The organism is Polynucleobacter necessarius, assembly GCF_900096765.1.
In the GTDB taxonomy this organism is placed as follows: domain Bacteria; phylum Pseudomonadota; class Gammaproteobacteria; order Burkholderiales; family Burkholderiaceae; genus Polynucleobacter; species Polynucleobacter necessarius_F.
Genome location: NZ_LT615228.1, coordinates 1,741,478 through 1,758,545, shown reverse-complemented (window position 1 = coordinate 1,758,545; position 17,068 = coordinate 1,741,478). Strand labels below are relative to the sequence as shown.

Below are 17,068 nucleotides of genomic sequence, written 5' to 3'. Positions count from 1 at the left end.
AATTAGTTTCCAGCAACAATTGACATCACTGCCATACGTACTGCAATGCCAAAGGTGACCTGATTCAGAATCACTGATTGCGGCCCATCAGCAACAGCTGAGTCAATTTCTACACCACGATTCATTGGGCCAGGGTGCACCACGATCGCATCAGACTTTGCCAAGGCTAAGCGTGATGGCGTAAGGCCATATTGTCTAAAAAACGCATCACCTTCCGGCACTTGACCGGCTTCCATGCGCTCTTTCTGAATACGCAGAGTCATCACTACGTCGACATCCTTCAAGCCCTCCTCCATGCTGTGATAGACCTTGACGCCCAACATATCCAAGTCGCTTGGCAAGAGACTTTCTGGACCAATTGCGCGGATATCTTCACAACCTAAAGTGGTCAATGCATGAATATTGGATTTAGCAACACGACTATGAACAATGTCACCCACAATCGCAACCTTCAAGCCTTTGAACTGCTGCTTAAAATGGCGCATGGTGTACATATCGAGCAAACCTTGCGTCGGATGCTGATGACTGCCATCGCCAGCATTGACCACATGCACATGGGATGGCACATGATTAGCAATTTCAATCGGCGCTTTTGAGACACTATGGCGCACTACAAAAATATCTGCTCGCATAGCCACAAGATTATCAATCGTATCGAGCAGACTCTCGCCTTTGGCTGTTGACGAAGTGGAGATATCTAAATTAATCACATCAGCTGACAATCGCTTGGCAGCTATCTCAAATGTTGTTCTGGTACGCGTAGAGTTTTCAAAGAAAAGATTAAAAACACTCTTACCGCGTAGCAAGGGAACTTTCTTGACCTCTCTGGAGGGATCTGTCACGCTCACAAACTGCTGTGCGGTATCCAAAATATGCAAGATTTGCTCTTTAGGTAAACCCTCTAATGTTAGAAGGTGGGTGAGCTCTCCAGCAGAGTTAAATTGGTTCACCACATTAGCTCCAGAAATCATTGTTCACGCTCCTCCAGCTGAAAAGTGAATTTCCCGTCAACGTTTTTTTCTAAAACTAAAATTTGGTTCTCAGGAATTTGCACCTCTTCACCTACAAAATTTGCTGCTACCGGTAGCTCACGGTTACCACGATCTGCTAGTACCATCAATTCGACTTGTGCAGGGCGACCAAAATCAAATAACTCATTGAGAGCCGCTCGTACTGTTCTGCCAGTAAACAACACATCGTCAATTAAAACAATATTTGCACCATTGACATCAAAAGGGAGATGAGTTGTCATAGTGCTAGCTGTGCGCAAGGCTGTCATTCCTTTTTCAGCATAATCATCCCGATGAAAAGCCACATTAATTACGCCATAGCGAGATAGGGCAAGATCTTTCGCCAGACGTTCTGCAATCCATGCGCCACCCATAGCTAAGCCGGCAAGCTCAAATTCTCCTGATTGCGCTCTATTGCGCAATGCTGCCAGCAACTTTTCATATAACGATTCAGCGTTCATTCTTCTATTCCAGCGCTTCTCAATTTAAAACTATTGATGCAATTCATTTTCTGCAAAATACTGCTCCAAAATCAGAGCAGCAGATTGAGCATCTAGATTGTCCCGCATCTTAGCGTCCGCCTCCAAAATGGCCGAGGTATAACGCTCATCGACCCAAAATACCGGCAAAGCAAAGCGACCGTGTAGCTGATTGCCAAATCGTGTGGCTTTAGCTGTCATTTCATGCTCAGCACCATCAGGATGCACTGGGCGACCCACCACCAACTGATCTGGCTGCCATTCCGCCAGCAAGTTCTTAATCTCCAAAAACAATGTATCGCCACTGGGTGCAGAGATAGTTTTTAAAGCCTGTCCAGCACGTACTACAGAATTACCAATCGCAACGCCAACTCTACGGGTTCCATAGTCAAAGGCCATGACTGTGACTGGCTTAGTAAAGGGCGCACCGTTGGAATCAGGCATGTCCCGCCTCACCCGAAAGATGTGATAAGTCAAACCCGAGATGACCCATTGTTTTTTCGTAGCGCTGACTTGGAGGAGTATTAAAAATAATCTCCATCATTTGCTCTCGAGATAAGGGCACATTCATCCAACCGTTCAGGGTAATCTCCTCTTCCAGCTGACCAGCACCCCAACCTGCATAACCTAAAGTCATCAAAAATTTTCTCGGGCCATTCCCAGCAGCCACTGCCTCTAGCACATCCTTAGAGGTAGTCATCGTCAGGCCGCCCGGAATGATTAATGAGGAGCTATATGCAAGATGCGGATTAGATTCATGCAATACAAAGCCACGCTCATTGTGCTCAAAGAGGTAAATCACCGAGCCAGAAAAATTTGCGTCCACCATGCCTGGCATGGCGATGAGAAATTGGTTTGCGAGGTGGTCGGCCGAATAGGAAATCAAAGACCCAGAGTGTGCATCAGAGGGGGCTTGCTTTTTTTTTGGCCGTAGTCATATAGCTTCATTTTACCGAATATCTAGATTTTTCCGGTAATCCAATAAGCCAAAAGCCCAACCAGCTCGTGCATCAAGCGATTCCAGTTTTTTGCACCATCCTCAAGATCAAAAGAGCGCCATTGTGGCTGATTTGCCGTCTGATAATCGACCGGCACCGGAATTATGGCTATTCCCTGTTTTTCAAAGATCTTGGCTGAACGGTACATAGATGAGGCAGAGGTAATGATGAGCCAAGGCTTTAGAGCTTGCGCCTCAGTTTTGGAGCCCAAATTTTCAATCATTGGCTTCATGTACAGCACATTCTCATAAGTATTACGCGACTGATTTTCACAGTGCGCGTTCTTATCCGGCAATCCTTGTTCGGCAATTAGTTGCTTAAAAGCATCTGCTTCTGATATCCCCTTGGGATTCAGTCGCCCAGAGTAGCCACTGAAGATAAACGGCAAATTTGGAAACTTACGAATGAGCTCAAACGCTTTTGTCACTCTCTCTGCCGAAGAGTAGATAGAGATCTCCCCGCGATCGAGAGCAATCTGGCCGCCTTCAATCGCACCACCCAAAATAATGATGCCCCCAATTTCATCCTCAGAAAGATTAGCCAAAGAAGACTTGCCTACTGCATCCTCAAGACTTCTTAGGGGTAATTCCGAGCTTGGCAACCACCCCACGACTAATAAATCCATTAGCGCCAAAATCAAAAACCTACGACACAAATGTGACTTTCGAAGGGATAAGAACAATAGGCTTAGTAAAACAAAAATAATGACCCAGTTCAGTGGCTCAATACAGAACTGCGCTACTTTCGAGATAATAAAAAAGATCGTATCCATCGTTAAATAGGATTTTAACCTGCTTACATGAAAGCGCTTCCAACACATTCGGCCAATTGGCCCTAATATAGGGGCTATGCAAAAAGCACTCGTTTGGCTCCGTCGAGATCTCCGCCTGCATGACAATGCAGCGCTTCATCACGCGCTCAAGGAAAGTCAGCAGGTATGGCTTGCTTTCATATTTGATACCGATATTCTCGAGCCATTACTCAAAGGGGAATTAGACCCAAAAGGCCTCAAGCATGATCGCCGTGTTGACTTCATATGGCAGGGCTTAAAGCAAATCGATGAAGAGTTGCGCCAACTCGGTGGCGGATTGATTGTGCGCTTTGGTAAACCCATCGACTGCATTCCACAGATTGCCAGTGAACTTGGTGCAAAAACTGTTTTTACTAATCATGACTATGAGCCATCTGCAATTGCTCGTGATGAAGCCATTCAAAAATCTTTAGAAAATTTAGATATCCGTTTTGAGAGTTTTAAAGATCAGGTCATTTTTGAGAAAAAAGAAATTTTGACAAACTCTAATACGGTTTTCTCAATCTTTACTCCCTACAAAAATAATTGGCTCAAGACCTTGCAAGAAAAAGATTTGGCGGCTTATGAGTGCGAACCCAAAGCCGGTCAATATGCTGAGATTCCTAAACAATTGGATCTGCCATTCCCATCCTTAGAATCCATGGGCTTTTGCCCGACGGGGATTGAGAGCTACCTTCCGCCAGGCTCTAAGGGTGGTCAAGTATTTTTGGAAGACTTTCTTTCTCGCATTGATCAGTACCAAGTTGGCAGAGACTTCCCCGCCATTAAGGGGGTGAGCTATCTATCAACGCACCTACGTTTTGGCATGCTCTCCATTCGTGGCTTAGTGAGAGAGGCGCATCGTCGCATGCTAGCTGGCAGCATGGGTGCTACGATTTGGTTAAGCGAACTGATTTGGCGTGATTTCTATTTCATGATTTTGGCTAATCACCCTCGCTTGGCGCAAGGCGCATCATTCAAACCCGATTACGACAATATTGTCTGGGAAAGCGGAGCTATAGCCAAAAAATTATTTACCGCTTGGCGCGAAGGCAAAACCGGCTACCCCTTAGTTGACGCAGCCATGCATCAACTCAATCAAAGTGGTTATATGCATAACCGCTTAAGAATGGTGGTTGCGAGCTTTTTGACGAAAGATTTAGGAATTGATTGGCGCTGGGGCGAGGCCTATTTTGCTGAGCATTTAAATGACTTTGAGCTTTCATCAAACAATGGTGGTTGGCAATGGGCATCGTCTTCTGGATGCGATGCGCAGCCTTATTTCCGCATATTTAACCCCATCACTCAATCTGAAAAGTTTGATCTAAAAGGTAAATTTATTCGTCGCTATTTACCGCAATTAGAAAAGCTTTCTAAGAAGTCTATCCATGCTCCTTGGAAGGCTGGTCATATTGAGCTCGAGGCAGCAGGCATTACGCTGGGGCGCGATTACCCGCTACCAGTAGTAGACCATGATGAAGCTCGCAAGAAAACTTTGGTGCGCTACAGCGTTGTCAAAAAAATTGCTTAGCCAATATTGATGATTCGCCATTCCGTTTTAAAATAGAGCATGAGCAAGATATTCGCTATTGGGGACGTACAAGGATGCGCGCCCTCACTAAAAGCCCTGGTCAAGAAATTACCGCCCAATTCCAAGATGATTTTCTTGGGAGACCTAGTGAATCGCGGACCAGATTCTTTGGGCGCATTGCGCCAGCTCAAAAAATTGCAAGAATCCGGTCGGGCAGAATGTCTTTTGGGTAATCATGATTTACATCTCCTGGCGATAGATGCAGGTATTCGAAAAACAAAAGGGCTAGATACTGTTGCGAATATCTTAAAGGCCCCCAGATCGCCGAGAATTGATCAACTGGTTACGAAAGCGCCCAATGGCTTTGAGCGATGGGAATGTTCTCATGGTGCATGCAGGAGTGCTCCCCAAATGGGATTTGCAGCAGACTATTGAGTGTGCTCAAGAAGTAGAAAAAACTCTGCGTAGCAAATCCTATAAAGATTTTTTAGGCAATATGTATGGTAATACGTCAAATAAATGGAGCAATTCACTGAAGGGTTATGAGCGTTTACGCGTAATCACCAATGCATTAACTAGATTACGCTTTTGCACTCCTAGCGGTCTTATGGAATTTGATAGCGCCCAGGGACTAGAAAATGGCCCTAAGGGCTATATTCCCTGGTTCAAGGCCCCTAAGAGAAAAACCAAAGATACTGTGATTTATTTTGGTCACTGGTCAACACTAGGGCTATTGCGAGATCACAATGTTGTCGGCCTGGATACAGGTTGTGTCTGGGGCGGAAAACTGACCGCCATGGAAATATCGAACAGCAATCGTGATTCTAAAAAATCCAAAATCATCCAAGTGGCTGGCTATAACCATCCACTTCGCATGTAATTACCCATTCACTACAGGTTTTGCTTACAACTTAGCAAATGATTTGTTTGCAGCAGCAATAATTGCTGCAATCACATCATTATCGTGGGCAATTGAAGTAAATCCCGCCTCGTACGCAGACGGCGCTAAGTAAACACCCTCATCTAACATTAAGTGAAAGAATTTTTTAAACGCCTCGATATTAGTTTTAGTAACCGCCTCATAAGAATTAGGCACCGCATCGGCAAAATAAAATCCAAACATGCCACCAACACTATCGACTGCAAACGGAATACCAGTTTTATCAGCAGCTTGCTTTAAGCCAATCATCAACTTCTCAGTTTGACCGGTCAGGTGCTCATAAAAGCCATCACGAGAGACAATCTCCAGCGTTTTTAAACCAGCAGCTACCGCAACAGGATTCCCCGACAAAGTCCCGGCCTGATAAACATTGCCCAAGGGAGCTAACTTCGACATGATTTCTTTTTTACCCCCAAATGCAGCCATCGGCATACCGCCACCCATCACTTTACCCAAGCAAGTGAGATCTGGAATGATTCCTTGCAAAGATTGCGCACCACCAAGAGCGACCCTAAAACCAGTCATCACCTCATCGTAAATTAAGACGCTGCCATACTGGCTCGTCAAATTCCGAACAGCACTCAAAAAAGTCTTTGATGGTTGAATCAAATTCATATTGCCTGCAATCGGTTCAATAATCACAGCAGCAATTTGATCGCCCTGCTGCTTAAATACCGCCTCAATTGCTTCAACATCGTTGTAAGGCAAAACAAGTGTATGCTTCACTAAATCCTGTGGAACGCCGCCGGATGAAGGAGCATTTTGTGTAGAGTCTGCAAACGTTAACAAGCCAGAACCTGCTTTGACAAGCAAACTGTCTGCATGGCCGTGATAGCATCCCTCAAATTTAATTATCAGATCACGACCAGTGTAGCCGCGCGCCAAACGCAGAGCGCTCATAGTCGCTTCAGTACCGCTCGATACCATGCGTACTTGCTCAACACTCGACATCAAAGCGCAAATGCGTTCGGCTAACTCGATTTCACCTTCAGTTGGAGCGCCATAGCTAAAACTTGTTTCTGCTGCTTTTTGTACAGCCTCTACCACCTCAGAATTGGCATGTCCAACAATCATGGGACCCCAAGACATGATTAAGTCGATATAACGTGTATTGTCGGCATCCCAAAAATAAGGGCCTTTAGCTTTAGTGACAAAACGGGGTGTACCGCCTACTTGACGGAAAGCACGCACAGGTGAATTGACTCCTCCAGGAATGGTCTTTTGTGCCCGCTCGAATAAAACGTCGTTTTGACTCACTATTTTCTCAATCTATTTCTTTTTAAAGCAATTTCAAAGTTAAATTGCCATCATTTCAAAGTCTTCTTTACGAGCACCACACTCTGGGCATGTCCAGTTCATTGGCACGTCTTTCCAAAGTGTTCCTGGCGCAATACCTTCATCAGGCAAACCAGCAGCTTCATCGTAAACCCAGCCGCAAATTAAACACATATAGGTTTTAAATTCCATTACTTCATTCTCCGAAATTTCATGTATTTCAAGGTGACCATTTTAAGCACTCATCAGTCTTGTGATACAGAAGAGATGGAAGGCTTAAGGTGCATTTCAAACTTAAATAAGCGACACTCCAAAGAACCATTAAATAAAGGGGTGCGCTTAGATTCCTTAATGCGAAGCTGTCCAGGTAGCGCCATATCCACAGTTAAGACAAATACATTCCAGCCACCAAATGCATCTTTTAAGTGTTGCCCGAACTGACGCAAAAATTCTACAAACTTGGGGTCTTGCTCTTCTTGTGCCTGCAATTTTTTCAAGGACTCACGACTTGAACGTTTGGCGCTTTGGCGACCAGTTTCAAGATTGAGCTCGAAGCGATTTTCAGGCTCCTCAGTTTCATAGTCAGCGGCTTTGCTTGCACGATCCTGACCACGTCCACCCTTAATCACCAGGCGCTCTCCATAGGGCGGGTTCAATAGCATCACCCCACCCTGATTGCCCGGAGGCTTACTAACGAGCGCATCAATCTGGCGCACGACCGGTTGATCTGGCAACTGCGCTCTTTGCCAATTACCCTTAAACATCAAAACTAACTTCTCGTTAATATCGCCGCCACTAATCTCCAAGGATTTGGCATCAGGATAGCTCTTCCGCTTTTCTAAAATCTCATTTAAAGAAGATTCTTTTAAAGCTGTCCAACGCTTTTGCTCGGCAGCTTCTTGAAAAGGCTTAAGCCTTTGAAAACCAAAGCCATGAGAAGAAGTCACTAGAGGACGATAGGCTAAGCGACTAGGCTTGACCTCATCCCCATACATTCCCGAGCGAATAGCGCCCGGAGGTATAGCAAGCGCCATCTGTGCGGCTTCAATTAAAAATGTTCCGCTACCGCACATTGGGTCAAATAGTGTTTGACCAGGCTTCCAACCTGTAATCGATAGAATTCCAGCAGCTAAGTTTTCTTTTAGAGGAGCATCGCCTTTTTCATCGCGCCAACCCCTTTTAAACAACGCTTCACCCGAGGTGTCTAAATAAATTGTGACTTGGGTAGCAGTGAGATGAGCCTGAACCCGTACATCTGGAAAGGCTGTATCAATACTTGGACGATCGCCTGTGACATCACGCAGACGATCCACAATGGCATCTTTAATTTTGAGTGTTGCAAAATTTAAACTCTTCAAAGGAGAGCGATGTGCTGTGACATCAACCCGCAAAGTTTGTTTGGAGCCAAACCAATCTTCCCATGCCAAACCGCTAGTCAATTTATATAGGTCATCCTCTTGTCTGTAGGGGGCTTGTGCCATTTGCATTAAGACGCGACTTGCAATACGCGAATGCAAATTCAGGGCCATTGTTGCTGAGATTGGGCCAGCCAAACCAATACCGCCGGTTGGGCTAGTTGGAGTTGGATCTATCACCCAAGTACCCAAGGCCTTGCAATCCGGACGCTGCGAAATCTCCGCTAACTCCTGTGCGAGTGGTACTTCCAAACCGCCTGGGCAAACAACAAAAAATCTCATGGGGCTAACAGTCTAAAAAGGAAACCAAAATCAAGGCTTAAAAATGACCAGAGCAACAATCACCAACAACAAAATAACCGGAACTTCGTTGAACCAGCGATACCAGACACCTGACCTAGTGTTGCTACCAGAACGAAACTTCTTTAATAAACTCCAGCATGCATGGTGATAACCAATGACCAACACGACAAAAAAGAGTTTGGCATGCATCCAGGCATTACCGATACCGATACCAAAAAATAGCCAGAGTAATAAACCTAGAATGACTGCCGGCACAGCCAAAATAGTCATAAAACGAAAGAGGCGATCGGCCATCCCCAGAAGTCGAGGATAGACTTCTGGATTTTTCTCATCAGCTAAGTTCACGAAAATACGAGGCAGGTAAAACAGGCCCGCAAACCATGAAGTAACCATGACGATATGAAGAGTTTTTACCCAAAGGTATGCATTTGCCATGAATGATTTACTTATATCCTTGCTGAATTCACTGTTGAGTCCATTAGCACTCTATTAAGCACGAATCTCGCCATGACCCATCACTACATACTTTAAGGACGTCAGGCCATCTAGACCAACAGGACCCCGAGCATGCAGCTTGTCATTAGAAATACCAATTTCTGCGCCCAAACCATATTCAAAACCATCTGCAAAGCGAGTGCTGGCGTTGACCATCACGCTAGCACTATCGACTTCACGCAAGAAGCGATTCGCTTGTGCCTGATTATTCGTAATAATCGCATCGGTATGTTTACTACCATAGCGCTCGATATGATTTATTGCCTCATTCATATCGGCTACTGTCTTAATCGACAAAATTGGCGCCAGGTATTCAGTATGCCAATCCTCCTCTGTGGCATCCACTAAATTCTGAAAGCCATTCGCCTCTAAAGTAGAGCGCGTCAGTGAATCAACCCTGAGCTCCACGCCTTTATCTTGATAAATTTTGCAAAGACTTGGTAACACCTTTGGAGCAATATCTTTATTCACCAATAAGGTTTCCATTGCATTACATGGTGCGTATCGTTGTGTCTTAGCGTTATCACATACCTTGATAGCCATCGCAACATCAGCCTCGGCATCAATGTAGGTATGGCAAATTCCATCTAAATGCTTAATCATGGGCACGCGGGCTTCGGCCATTAGGCGCGCAATCAAGCTCTTACCTCCACGCGGCACAATCACATCGATGTATTGAGTCATCGTGATCATCGCACCGACAGCGCTGCGATCAGTAGTTGTCACCACCTGAACAGCATCCTTAGGCAAGCCAGCGGCAGTTAAGCCTTCTTGAATGATCTGAGCTAACAAAGTATTGGAGTCGATTGCTTCTGAACCGCCACGCAAAATTACCGCGTTACCTGACTTTAAACACAATGCCGCAGCATCAATCGTGACATTAGGCCTAGATTCGTAAATGATGCCTATTACACCGAGGGGAACCCGCATCTGGCCAATCTCAATACCAGAGGCTTGTTTTTGTAATGGCGTAATTTTTCCAATAGGATCCTCTAGATTTACGATCTGCTCTAAACCTAAAGCCATGATTTCAATCGTCTTAGGAGTCATCGTCAGACGATCTACGAATGCGGCATCTTGGCCATTGGCTTTAGCGCGCTCAACGTCTACTTGATTTACTTTTTGAATCTGCTCAGTTTTTTCACAAACTAGCTTGGCAATATGCAATAAGGCCTGATTCTTCTGCTCGCTTGATGCACGAGCAACTGCACGCGATGCATTGCGTGCTCGCTGACCAATCTCTTGCATCAATTCATGAATTGCAGAAGATTTCTCAGTGCTCATCTCAGTACTCATATTCCTAACTTTCTAAATCTGTATTTTTGCTCTACTTTTAACAATGCTTACCGCAATAAATTTCCAACTAAGCGCAAACCATCCCAGGGATCAGGCGGCAACTCACTAGCCTTCAAACCCTTTACTTGGCGATCTAATCCAGCAGCTACCTGCATTGCTTTACGCAATTTCAAGGGCTGCACCCGTCTGAGCGCAGCTGGGTATAAACGCTCTTTGTTTCCCCAAATACGATTAGCTCGTATTAACTGCTGCACAGACTCGCCAGCGTCACTGGCAGCCTTTAGTTTAGATAGTAGCCTAAGCTCTTCAATTACGCTCCAGAGAATCAGCACTAAGGGCTCACCCTCTCCTTTTAGGCCATCCAGCATACGATTTAATCTTGGCAAATCACCTGCTAGCATTGCTTCAGTCAACTCAAAGACGTTATAACGCGCAACCTTTAATATCGATGAGCGAACTTGCTCTTCAGTCAACACCCCAGCGGGATATAACAAACCTAATTTGAGAATTTCTTGGTGGGCAGCAATTAAATTGCCCTCAACCTGGTCAGCGATAAAATCCAACGCACGTCGACCCTCTGGGCCTGGTTCTACCTCTTGTTGTTGTTTTTTTAGCCTTCCAGAAATCCAATGCGGCAAATGTGAACGATCCAAAGAATCAATCTGAATGGCCATACCGGCTTCATCTAAGGCAGTAAACCAAGCAGAGGTTTTTGTTTTGCCATCGAGTCTTGGCAAAATAATGCACACCACGGTACCCGGCCCTTCGGGTGGGTTGATTTGCGATTCAATCTGTGCGGCAAATTGCTTTAATGCATCCGCACCATCACGCCCAGGCTTACCCGTTGGAATCCGCAGCTCTACCCAACGCTTATCGCCAAATAAAGACATCGTTTGACCGGCGCTCATGAGAGCACTCCAATCAAATCCGTGCTCTTGCAGCAAAACCTCACGCTCTGTAAAACCTAATTTCTTAGCAGCTAGTCGCAACTGATCCATTGCTTCCATCATCAGCAAAGGCTCATCACCACTAAATACATAAAGGGGGAGCATTGCAGTACCCGAACTCAAGGCTTTGAGATGGGTTTGCAGAGCATCTACTTTAACCATGCGGTCAGCATCTTTCTTTAGAAAGATTTCGCTTGCGGTGAAAGAGCAGCAGCAGAAACGCGGCGCAAAATCTGAACGGCTAGATCCTTACGCATTAAAGATAAAAATTGTTGTTGCTGTACATCGGTTGCCAAAACGGTAGTGTTAGAGAAATCCATATCGCGAGTCATGTAGATCTCACTCTCTGGTACAACATCAGCTCCCGCTAAGTCGTAAGCTCTAAATCCAACACGAATATTCAAACGATAAGCGGATACCTGATCTGCTGAGTTATATGCCAAAATCTCGCGGCCGCTAATATCGTTTGTGATTTCCAAAATTAAATCGGCATCTTTGGGGCTAATGGCCACTTTGGCACCAGTTCCCGTCAAAATCGATGTCTGAATATCTGCACGCAGGGGTGGAGAAGGATTTCCAGTAATTGCAATTGCCGTGAATGGTAAGTCCACCATTCCACGCAAACGATATCCACAAGCGATCAATCCACTTAAGGGTACGCTAGCAATGAAGCTAAGAAGTGTTCGTCTAGGAAGATTAACGCTCATGTGGATTTCTATTCGATTAGGCAACAATATTAATCAAACGACCAGGCACCACAATCACCTTCTTCGGTGCGCCACCATTTAAAGCCTTTGTTGCTGGCTCGCTTTCCAAGGCTAGAGCTTCAACTTGCTCTTTGCTAGCATCGGCCGGAACTTTTACCTCTCCACGAAGCTTGCCATTAATTTGCAGCATTAAGGTAATTTCAGTTTGAACTAATGCAGCTTCATCTACATGAGGCCAAGGGGCATCTAAAAGTGGACCAAAGCTCTTAGCAAAGCCTATGTCCTTCCATAGTACATGGGTTAAATGCGGCACTACTGGATAGAGAATGCGCAGAAGAATACTGAGGCACTCCCGCAATACTGGCGCGCTAATATTCGTAACTTGATCCAACTTGATTGGCTCGAGAACATTGAGCATTTTCATGGCCGCAGAAACCACGGTGTTGTATTGGCGACGCTGATAGTCAAAATTAGCTTGCTTGAGGATGGAATGCACTTCACGACGCAATTCCTTTTCAGTATCACTTAAGTTCGCAGACAATATATCACCAGCTTCACGAATAGCATTCGCTTGACTGCATGAATACATCCATACGCGACGCAAGAAACGAGATGCGCCATCAACACCGGCACCCGACCACTCCAGCTGTTGCTCAGGAGGAGCTGCAAACATCACAAACAATCGAGCGGTATCGGCGCCGTACTGATCAATCAAGGCTTGTGGATCAACCCCATTATTTTTACTCTTGGACATCTTCTCCACGCCGCCAATCATGACGGGGGTACCAGTGGTGTCGCCCTTGATCTTAGCGCCTTGTGGACGACCTTTTTCATCAAGCTCTAGTTCCACATCCAAAGGATTGAGCCAAGTTTTTTTGCCTGATGCCTCTTCGGAATAATACGTTTCGTTGAGTACCATTCCTTGCGTTAATAAATTTTGAAATGGCTCATCAAAATGAATCAAATTCAAATCGCGCATGACCTTAGTCCAAAAGCGAGCATAGAGTAAATGCAAAATGGCATGTTCAATACCGCCAATGTACTGATCCATTGGCATCCAATATTCATTCCGCTCGTCGACCATTGTCTTTGCGTTTGGACCTGTATAGCGTATGAAATACCAAGATGAATCAACAAAGGTATCCATTGTGTCTGTCTCGCGACGAGCTGGCTTTCCGCACTGAGGGCAGTTCACATTCAAAAAGTCAGCACGCTTATTGAGAGGATTACCGCTACCATCTGGAACGCAATCTTCTGGTAGCACTACCGGTAAATCTGCCTCAGGGACCGGAACAGCACCACATCCCGGATTCTTGTCATCACCGCAATGAATAATTGGAATGGGTGTTCCCCAGTAACGCTGACGAGAAATTCCCCAATCACGCAAACGATAGGTCGTCTTGATTGCGCCGATACCCATCTTTTCAAGATCTTTAGCAACTGCGCTGACAGCCTCTTCATGAGACAAGCCATCGTACTGATCGCTATTCAAGCAAACCACACCCTCTTTTTGCGCGTACCAATCTTCCCAACGCGTTGCATTAAACATTGGTGACTCACCCTTGAACGCAATCACTTGTTTGATTGGTAAATCATATTTAAGAGCAAAAGCAAAATCACGCTCATCATGGGCTGGTACACCCATCACCGCACCATCGCCATAAGACATCAGCACATAATTACCAACCCAAACCGGGATAGGCTCATTAGTCAATGGATGTGTGACGTACAGCCCGGTAAACATACCCTCTTTTTCTTGGGTAGCTAAATCAGCCTCAATCACGCTACCTGTTTTACATTTCTCAATAAATGCTGCCAGTGCTGGATTATTTTGAGCTGCCTTAGCCGCTAATGGATGCTCCGCGGCCACCGCACAAAATGTCACACCCATAATAGTGTCAGCACGCGTCGTGAAAACATACAACAAACCATCTTGAATGAAGTTGCCATGCTCATCATCAATCTCATGCTTAAAGGCAAAGCGAACGCCGCGACTCTTGCCAATCCAGTTTTGCTGCATCGTCTTGACACGCTCGGGCCAACCCAGGCTCTCCAAACCAGATAGCAACTGCTCTGCATAGGCAGTGATGTTTAAGTAGTAGCCTGGAATCTCGCGCTTCTCGACCAAGGCACCCGAGCGCCAGCCACGGCCATCAATCACCTGCTCGTTTGCAAGTACTGTTTGGTCAATTGGATCCCAATTAACTACTTGGGTCTTGCGATAAGCAATCCCTTTTTCAAGCATTTTCAAAAATAGCCATTGATTCCAGCGATAGTAGTCAGGACTACAAGTAGCAATCTCGCGTGACCAGTCGATCGCCAAACCCATCGCGGCCATTTGCTTTTTCATGTAAGCAATGTTGTCGTAGGTCCATTTAGCTGGGGGCACTTTATTCTGAATAGCTGCATTTTCAGCGGGCATACCAAAAGCATCCCAGCCCATTGGCATCAAAACGCTATAACCTTGCATACGTAACTGTCGTGCCATGACATCATTGATGGTGTAGTTGCGCACGTGCCCCATATGCAATTTACCGGATGGGTAGGGCAACATAGAACAGGCGTAATACTTTGGCTTCAGTTTTCCATTTGAATCGATAGCATTCTCGGTAACCTGATAAACCTGCGCACTCTCCCAGTCAGCCTGTGCCGCCGCTTCAATGCTGCGGTAGTCGTAATCCTTACTCATTCAAGACAACTCTTTTCTTCTATTGTTTACGTAAACCTAATACATCCTGCATGTCATATAGACCGGTTGCTTGGTTCTGTAGAAAACGGGCTGCACGCAAAGAACCCTGAGCATATGACTGACGACTTGATGACTTATGACTGATCTCTATACGCTCACCATCACCAGCAAATAAGACCGTGTGATCACCAACAATATCGCCCCCTCGAATGGTTGCAAAACCAATAGAGCCTTCTTTGCGCTCGTCGGTATGTCCTTCACGCGCATATACCGCAACATCCTCGAGATTTTCGCCAAGCGCTTCTGCAATGACTTCACCCATCTTGAGTGCAGTGCCAGAAGGCGCATCTACTTTGTGTCGATGATGCGCTTCAATCACTTCAATGTCGTAACCTTGATTGAGCATCTTGGCAGCAATCTCCAGTAGCTTGAAAGTTGCGTTAACACCTACGCTCATATTCGGAGCGAAAACAATGGCTAGCTTTTCTGATGCTTTTTGTAGGCTGGTAATTTGATCTTGATTTAAACCGGTAGTTCCAATAATCATTTTGGTCCCCGTTTTTTCCGCTACAGCCAAGTGAGCCATCGTGCCTTCTGGTCTAGTGAAGTCAATCAGAAACTGAGCATTAGCCAGGACTGCAGCAACATCCGAAGAAATAATTACTCCTGTTTTCTTGCCCAAGAAAGCGCCCGCATCCTCACCTAATAGAGGGCATGAGGGATGCTCAAGCGCGCCAACCAGTTGAAAATCAGCTACATTAAGAACAGCCTCAATCAACATTTTTCCCATGCGGCCTGTTGATCCGGCAATTGCTATCTTCATCATCTGTGTCATCACTTCTCATAAAAATTTTTTAGGATGCCTTCCACTACCGGAGCATCGATACAAAAGTCAGATTTACTACTTCACCTCTGAAGCTGGTGGAGTATTTAAAGCGCCTGGCCCCAAAGTTTCGGACTGCGGTAAAGACTGTCCATCCGCTGGTTTTTTTGAAAAACTAAAAAATTCCCAGAATGAGCTTTTACTTTCAGCGGGGACCGCAGGAACGGCCACTCCGGCCGGTAAATTATCTGCCTTGCTAGGCACCATTACTTCAGGCTGCTGCAGAGGTGGTGTTACTGGCGGCTTATTGGAGCCGGTCATCACATCCCAGAAAGAGCGTTTTGTTTTAGAGTAATTATCAATCTCTGCAACCAATTCAACTTCAGTTGGCAACGCGTCACCCTCAAACTTCACTAATTTATCGCCGTCAAAGTACACAGTAACGTGACGTTCTGCCCCAACGCGTTGACCGCTACGCTTAAATTCAAAAACGTAATCCCAACGATTAGCATGGAAATAACTAGCCAACAATGGTGTGCCTAAAATTTGGCGAACTTGTTCGCGAGTCATGCCCAACTGCAACTTGGCATATTGTTCGCTGGAAATGAAATTACCTTGAACAACATCAGGAACGTATGGCCTAAAAATTTTATTCATCCAGGCGCGCTGAGTGTCGTCAACCGCTGAAGAACAACCTCCAAGAGCTAGAAGACCAGAAATGGTAACAACCACTGTAAATACCCTAGCAAGGGACAAATCCCCCTTTTGCAGGGGGTGAAAAAAACGACTAAAAAGTTCGAGGCAATTTTGCATGGCTGGCCGTATCATTAAGACATTGATTTTAGCTCCCAAAGCAATGAATACGACTCAAAACCCTACACCCGAAAATTTGCGTGACATTGGCCTCAAAGCGACTGGCCCGCGCATGAAAATTCTGGATTTTTTTCATCAGAATGGCGGTACCCACTTCAGCGCCGAAGATGTGTTCATGGCCTTGGCCAAGGATGACCAGGAAATTGGCTTAGCAACGGTTTATCGGGTGCTAAGCCAGTTTGAGCAGGCGGGCCTACTGCTTCGAAGCCATTTTGAGTCCAGCAAAGGTGATAGCCGCGCTATCTATGAGCTCAATGAAGGTCGACATCATGACCACTTGGTTTGCCTCGATTGCGGGCATGTAGAGGAATTTGTCGATGAAGCGATTGAAAAAAGGCAACGTGATATCGCCAAATCCCTTGGATTTAAGCTCCAGGAGCATTCACTAGCGATGTATGGCCATTGCCAGAAGAAAAACTGCAGAAATAAGTCTATTAGAGGGTTTTTCAGAACCCATAATAGTAAAAAAGATCTCAAATAGAGGTCTTTTTTACTAT

Annotated in this window: 17 protein-coding genes and 1 pseudogene; 3 read left to right on the top strand and 15 right to left on the bottom strand. The window is 45.5% G+C overall.

Going from position 1 to position 17,068, the window contains the following annotated elements:
- Positions 1-2: 2 nt before the first annotated feature.
- The 5 genes from DXE33_RS09160 to DXE33_RS09140 form a co-directional block, all read right to left on the bottom strand.
- Entirely contained in the window at positions 3-971 is a 969-nt protein-coding gene (locus DXE33_RS09160; RefSeq protein ID WP_114639593.1) for an aspartate carbamoyltransferase catalytic subunit, read from the bottom strand.
- Positions 968-1,471 carry a bifunctional pyr operon transcriptional regulator/uracil phosphoribosyltransferase PyrR gene (gene pyrR / locus DXE33_RS09155; RefSeq protein ID WP_114639592.1) on the bottom strand — a complete coding sequence of 168 codons (504 nt, stop codon included), beginning with the start codon at positions 1,469-1,471 and terminating at the stop codon, positions 968-970. Before pyrR ends, DXE33_RS09160 begins: the two co-directional genes overlap by 4 nt.
- A gap of 30 nt (positions 1,472-1,501) precedes the next feature.
- A complete protein-coding gene (gene ruvX / locus DXE33_RS09150) occupies positions 1,502-1,933 on the bottom strand; it encodes a Holliday junction resolvase RuvX (protein ID WP_114639591.1) in 432 nt (143 codons plus the stop codon).
- Positions 1,926-2,372 (bottom strand): YqgE/AlgH family protein, encoded by a 447-nt coding sequence (locus DXE33_RS09145; RefSeq protein WP_197712053.1) that lies wholly within the window; start codon positions 2,370-2,372, stop codon positions 1,926-1,928. The genes ruvX and DXE33_RS09145 overlap by 8 nt, the downstream gene beginning before the upstream one ends.
- A gap of 77 nt (positions 2,373-2,449) precedes the next feature.
- Entirely contained in the window at positions 2,450-3,112 is a 663-nt protein-coding gene (locus DXE33_RS09140) for a YdcF family protein (protein ID WP_231970462.1), read from the bottom strand.
- A 223-nt stretch (positions 3,113-3,335) separates the two neighbouring features.
- On the opposite strand from DXE33_RS09140, the gene DXE33_RS09135 reads away from it, so the two are divergent.
- Together DXE33_RS09135 and DXE33_RS10750 are read left to right on the top strand one after the other, a co-directional pair.
- Positions 3,336-4,808: a cryptochrome/photolyase family protein gene (locus DXE33_RS09135; RefSeq protein ID WP_114639589.1), complete on the top strand. Its 1,473-nt coding sequence runs from the start codon at positions 3,336-3,338 to the stop codon at positions 4,806-4,808.
- Between the two features lie 39 nt (positions 4,809-4,847).
- A pseudogene (locus tag DXE33_RS10750) lies at positions 4,848-5,688 on the top strand (symmetrical bis(5'-nucleosyl)-tetraphosphatase).
- A gap of 24 nt (positions 5,689-5,712) precedes the next feature.
- Here DXE33_RS10750 and hemL read toward each other — a convergent pair.
- From hemL to DXE33_RS09080, 10 genes are all read right to left on the bottom strand, one after another.
- Positions 5,713-7,005, bottom strand: coding sequence for a glutamate-1-semialdehyde 2,1-aminomutase (hemL, locus tag DXE33_RS09125; RefSeq protein ID WP_114639588.1), 1,293 nt, complete (start codon positions 7,003-7,005; stop codon positions 5,713-5,715).
- A gap of 39 nt (positions 7,006-7,044) precedes the next feature.
- Positions 7,045-7,215, bottom strand: coding sequence for a rubredoxin (locus tag DXE33_RS09120; protein ID WP_071464595.1), 171 nt, complete (start codon positions 7,213-7,215; stop codon positions 7,045-7,047).
- Between the two features lie 53 nt (positions 7,216-7,268).
- On the bottom strand, positions 7,269-8,720 hold the full coding sequence (locus tag DXE33_RS09115) for a THUMP domain-containing class I SAM-dependent RNA methyltransferase (protein ID WP_114639587.1): 1,452 nt from the start codon (positions 8,718-8,720) through the stop codon (positions 7,269-7,271).
- Between the two features lie 30 nt (positions 8,721-8,750).
- Positions 8,751-9,176 (bottom strand): CopD family protein, encoded by a 426-nt coding sequence (locus DXE33_RS09110; RefSeq protein ID WP_114639586.1) that lies wholly within the window; start codon positions 9,174-9,176, stop codon positions 8,751-8,753.
- 54 nt (positions 9,177-9,230) lie between these two features.
- Complete coding sequence (locus DXE33_RS09105) at positions 9,231-10,520, bottom strand: glutamate-5-semialdehyde dehydrogenase (protein WP_114639585.1); 1,290 nt, start codon at positions 10,518-10,520, stop codon at positions 9,231-9,233.
- A gap of 59 nt (positions 10,521-10,579) precedes the next feature.
- Entirely contained in the window at positions 10,580-11,641 is a 1,062-nt protein-coding gene (gene holA, locus DXE33_RS09100; RefSeq protein ID WP_114639584.1) for a DNA polymerase III subunit delta, read from the bottom strand.
- Between the two features lie 17 nt (positions 11,642-11,658).
- Positions 11,659-12,186, bottom strand: coding sequence for an LPS-assembly lipoprotein LptE (locus tag DXE33_RS09095; protein ID WP_114639583.1), 528 nt, complete (start codon positions 12,184-12,186; stop codon positions 11,659-11,661).
- Between the two features lie 16 nt (positions 12,187-12,202).
- The gene (gene leuS, locus DXE33_RS09090) at positions 12,203-14,875 is read right to left on the bottom strand and encodes a leucine--tRNA ligase (RefSeq protein ID WP_114639582.1); all 2,673 of its coding nucleotides are present in this window, start codon (positions 14,873-14,875) and stop codon (positions 12,203-12,205) included.
- A 19-nt stretch (positions 14,876-14,894) separates the two neighbouring features.
- Complete coding sequence (gene dapB, locus DXE33_RS09085; protein ID WP_114639787.1) at positions 14,895-15,698, bottom strand: 4-hydroxy-tetrahydrodipicolinate reductase; 804 nt, start codon at positions 15,696-15,698, stop codon at positions 14,895-14,897.
- A 78-nt stretch (positions 15,699-15,776) separates the two neighbouring features.
- A complete protein-coding gene (locus tag DXE33_RS09080) occupies positions 15,777-16,430 on the bottom strand; it encodes an outer membrane protein assembly factor BamE (RefSeq protein WP_408634188.1) in 654 nt (217 codons plus the stop codon).
- Positions 16,431-16,554: 124 nt separating this feature from the next.
- On the opposite strand from DXE33_RS09080, the gene fur reads away from it, so the two are divergent.
- Positions 16,555-17,052: a ferric iron uptake transcriptional regulator gene (fur, locus tag DXE33_RS09075; RefSeq protein WP_162785450.1), complete on the top strand. Its 498-nt coding sequence runs from the start codon at positions 16,555-16,557 to the stop codon at positions 17,050-17,052.
- Positions 17,053-17,068: the final 16 nt, after the last annotated feature.

What these genes read in the sequence shown, in the direction of transcription:
- DXE33_RS09160 (WP_114639593.1), bottom strand. Translation starts at nt 971, where the DNA reads ATGATTTCTGGAGCTAATGTGGTGAACCAATTTAACTCTGCTGGAGAG.
- pyrR (WP_114639592.1), bottom strand. Translation starts at nt 1,471, where the DNA reads ATGAACGCTGAATCGTTATATGAAAAGTTGCTGGCAGCATTGCGCAAT.
- ruvX (WP_114639591.1), bottom strand. Translation starts at nt 1,933, where the DNA reads ATGCCTGATTCCAACGGTGCGCCCTTTACTAAGCCAGTCACAGTCATG.
- DXE33_RS09140 (WP_231970462.1), bottom strand. Translation starts at nt 3,112, where the DNA reads ATGGATTTATTAGTCGTGGGGTGGTTGCCAAGCTCGGAATTACCCCTA.
- DXE33_RS09135 (WP_114639589.1), top strand. Translation starts at nt 3,336, where the DNA reads ATGCAAAAAGCACTCGTTTGGCTCCGTCGAGATCTCCGCCTGCATGAC.
- DXE33_RS09120 (WP_071464595.1), bottom strand. Translation starts at nt 7,215, where the DNA reads ATGGAATTTAAAACCTATATGTGTTTAATTTGCGGCTGGGTTTACGAT.
- DXE33_RS09115 (WP_114639587.1), bottom strand. Translation starts at nt 8,720, where the DNA reads ATGAGATTTTTTGTTGTTTGCCCAGGCGGTTTGGAAGTACCACTCGCA.
- DXE33_RS09110 (WP_114639586.1), bottom strand. Translation starts at nt 9,176, where the DNA reads ATGGCAAATGCATACCTTTGGGTAAAAACTCTTCATATCGTCATGGTT.
- DXE33_RS09105 (WP_114639585.1), bottom strand. Translation starts at nt 10,520, where the DNA reads ATGAGCACTGAGAAATCTTCTGCAATTCATGAATTGATGCAAGAGATT.
- holA (WP_114639584.1), bottom strand. Translation starts at nt 11,641, where the DNA reads ATGGTTAAAGTAGATGCTCTGCAAACCCATCTCAAAGCCTTGAGTTCG.
- DXE33_RS09095 (WP_114639583.1), bottom strand. Translation starts at nt 12,186, where the DNA reads ATGAGCGTTAATCTTCCTAGACGAACACTTCTTAGCTTCATTGCTAGC.
- leuS (WP_114639582.1), bottom strand. Translation starts at nt 14,875, where the DNA reads ATGAGTAAGGATTACGACTACCGCAGCATTGAAGCGGCGGCACAGGCT.
- dapB (WP_114639787.1), bottom strand. Translation starts at nt 15,698, where the DNA reads ATGAAGATAGCAATTGCCGGATCAACAGGCCGCATGGGAAAAATGTTG.
- fur (WP_162785450.1), top strand. Translation starts at nt 16,555, where the DNA reads ATGAATACGACTCAAAACCCTACACCCGAAAATTTGCGTGACATTGGC.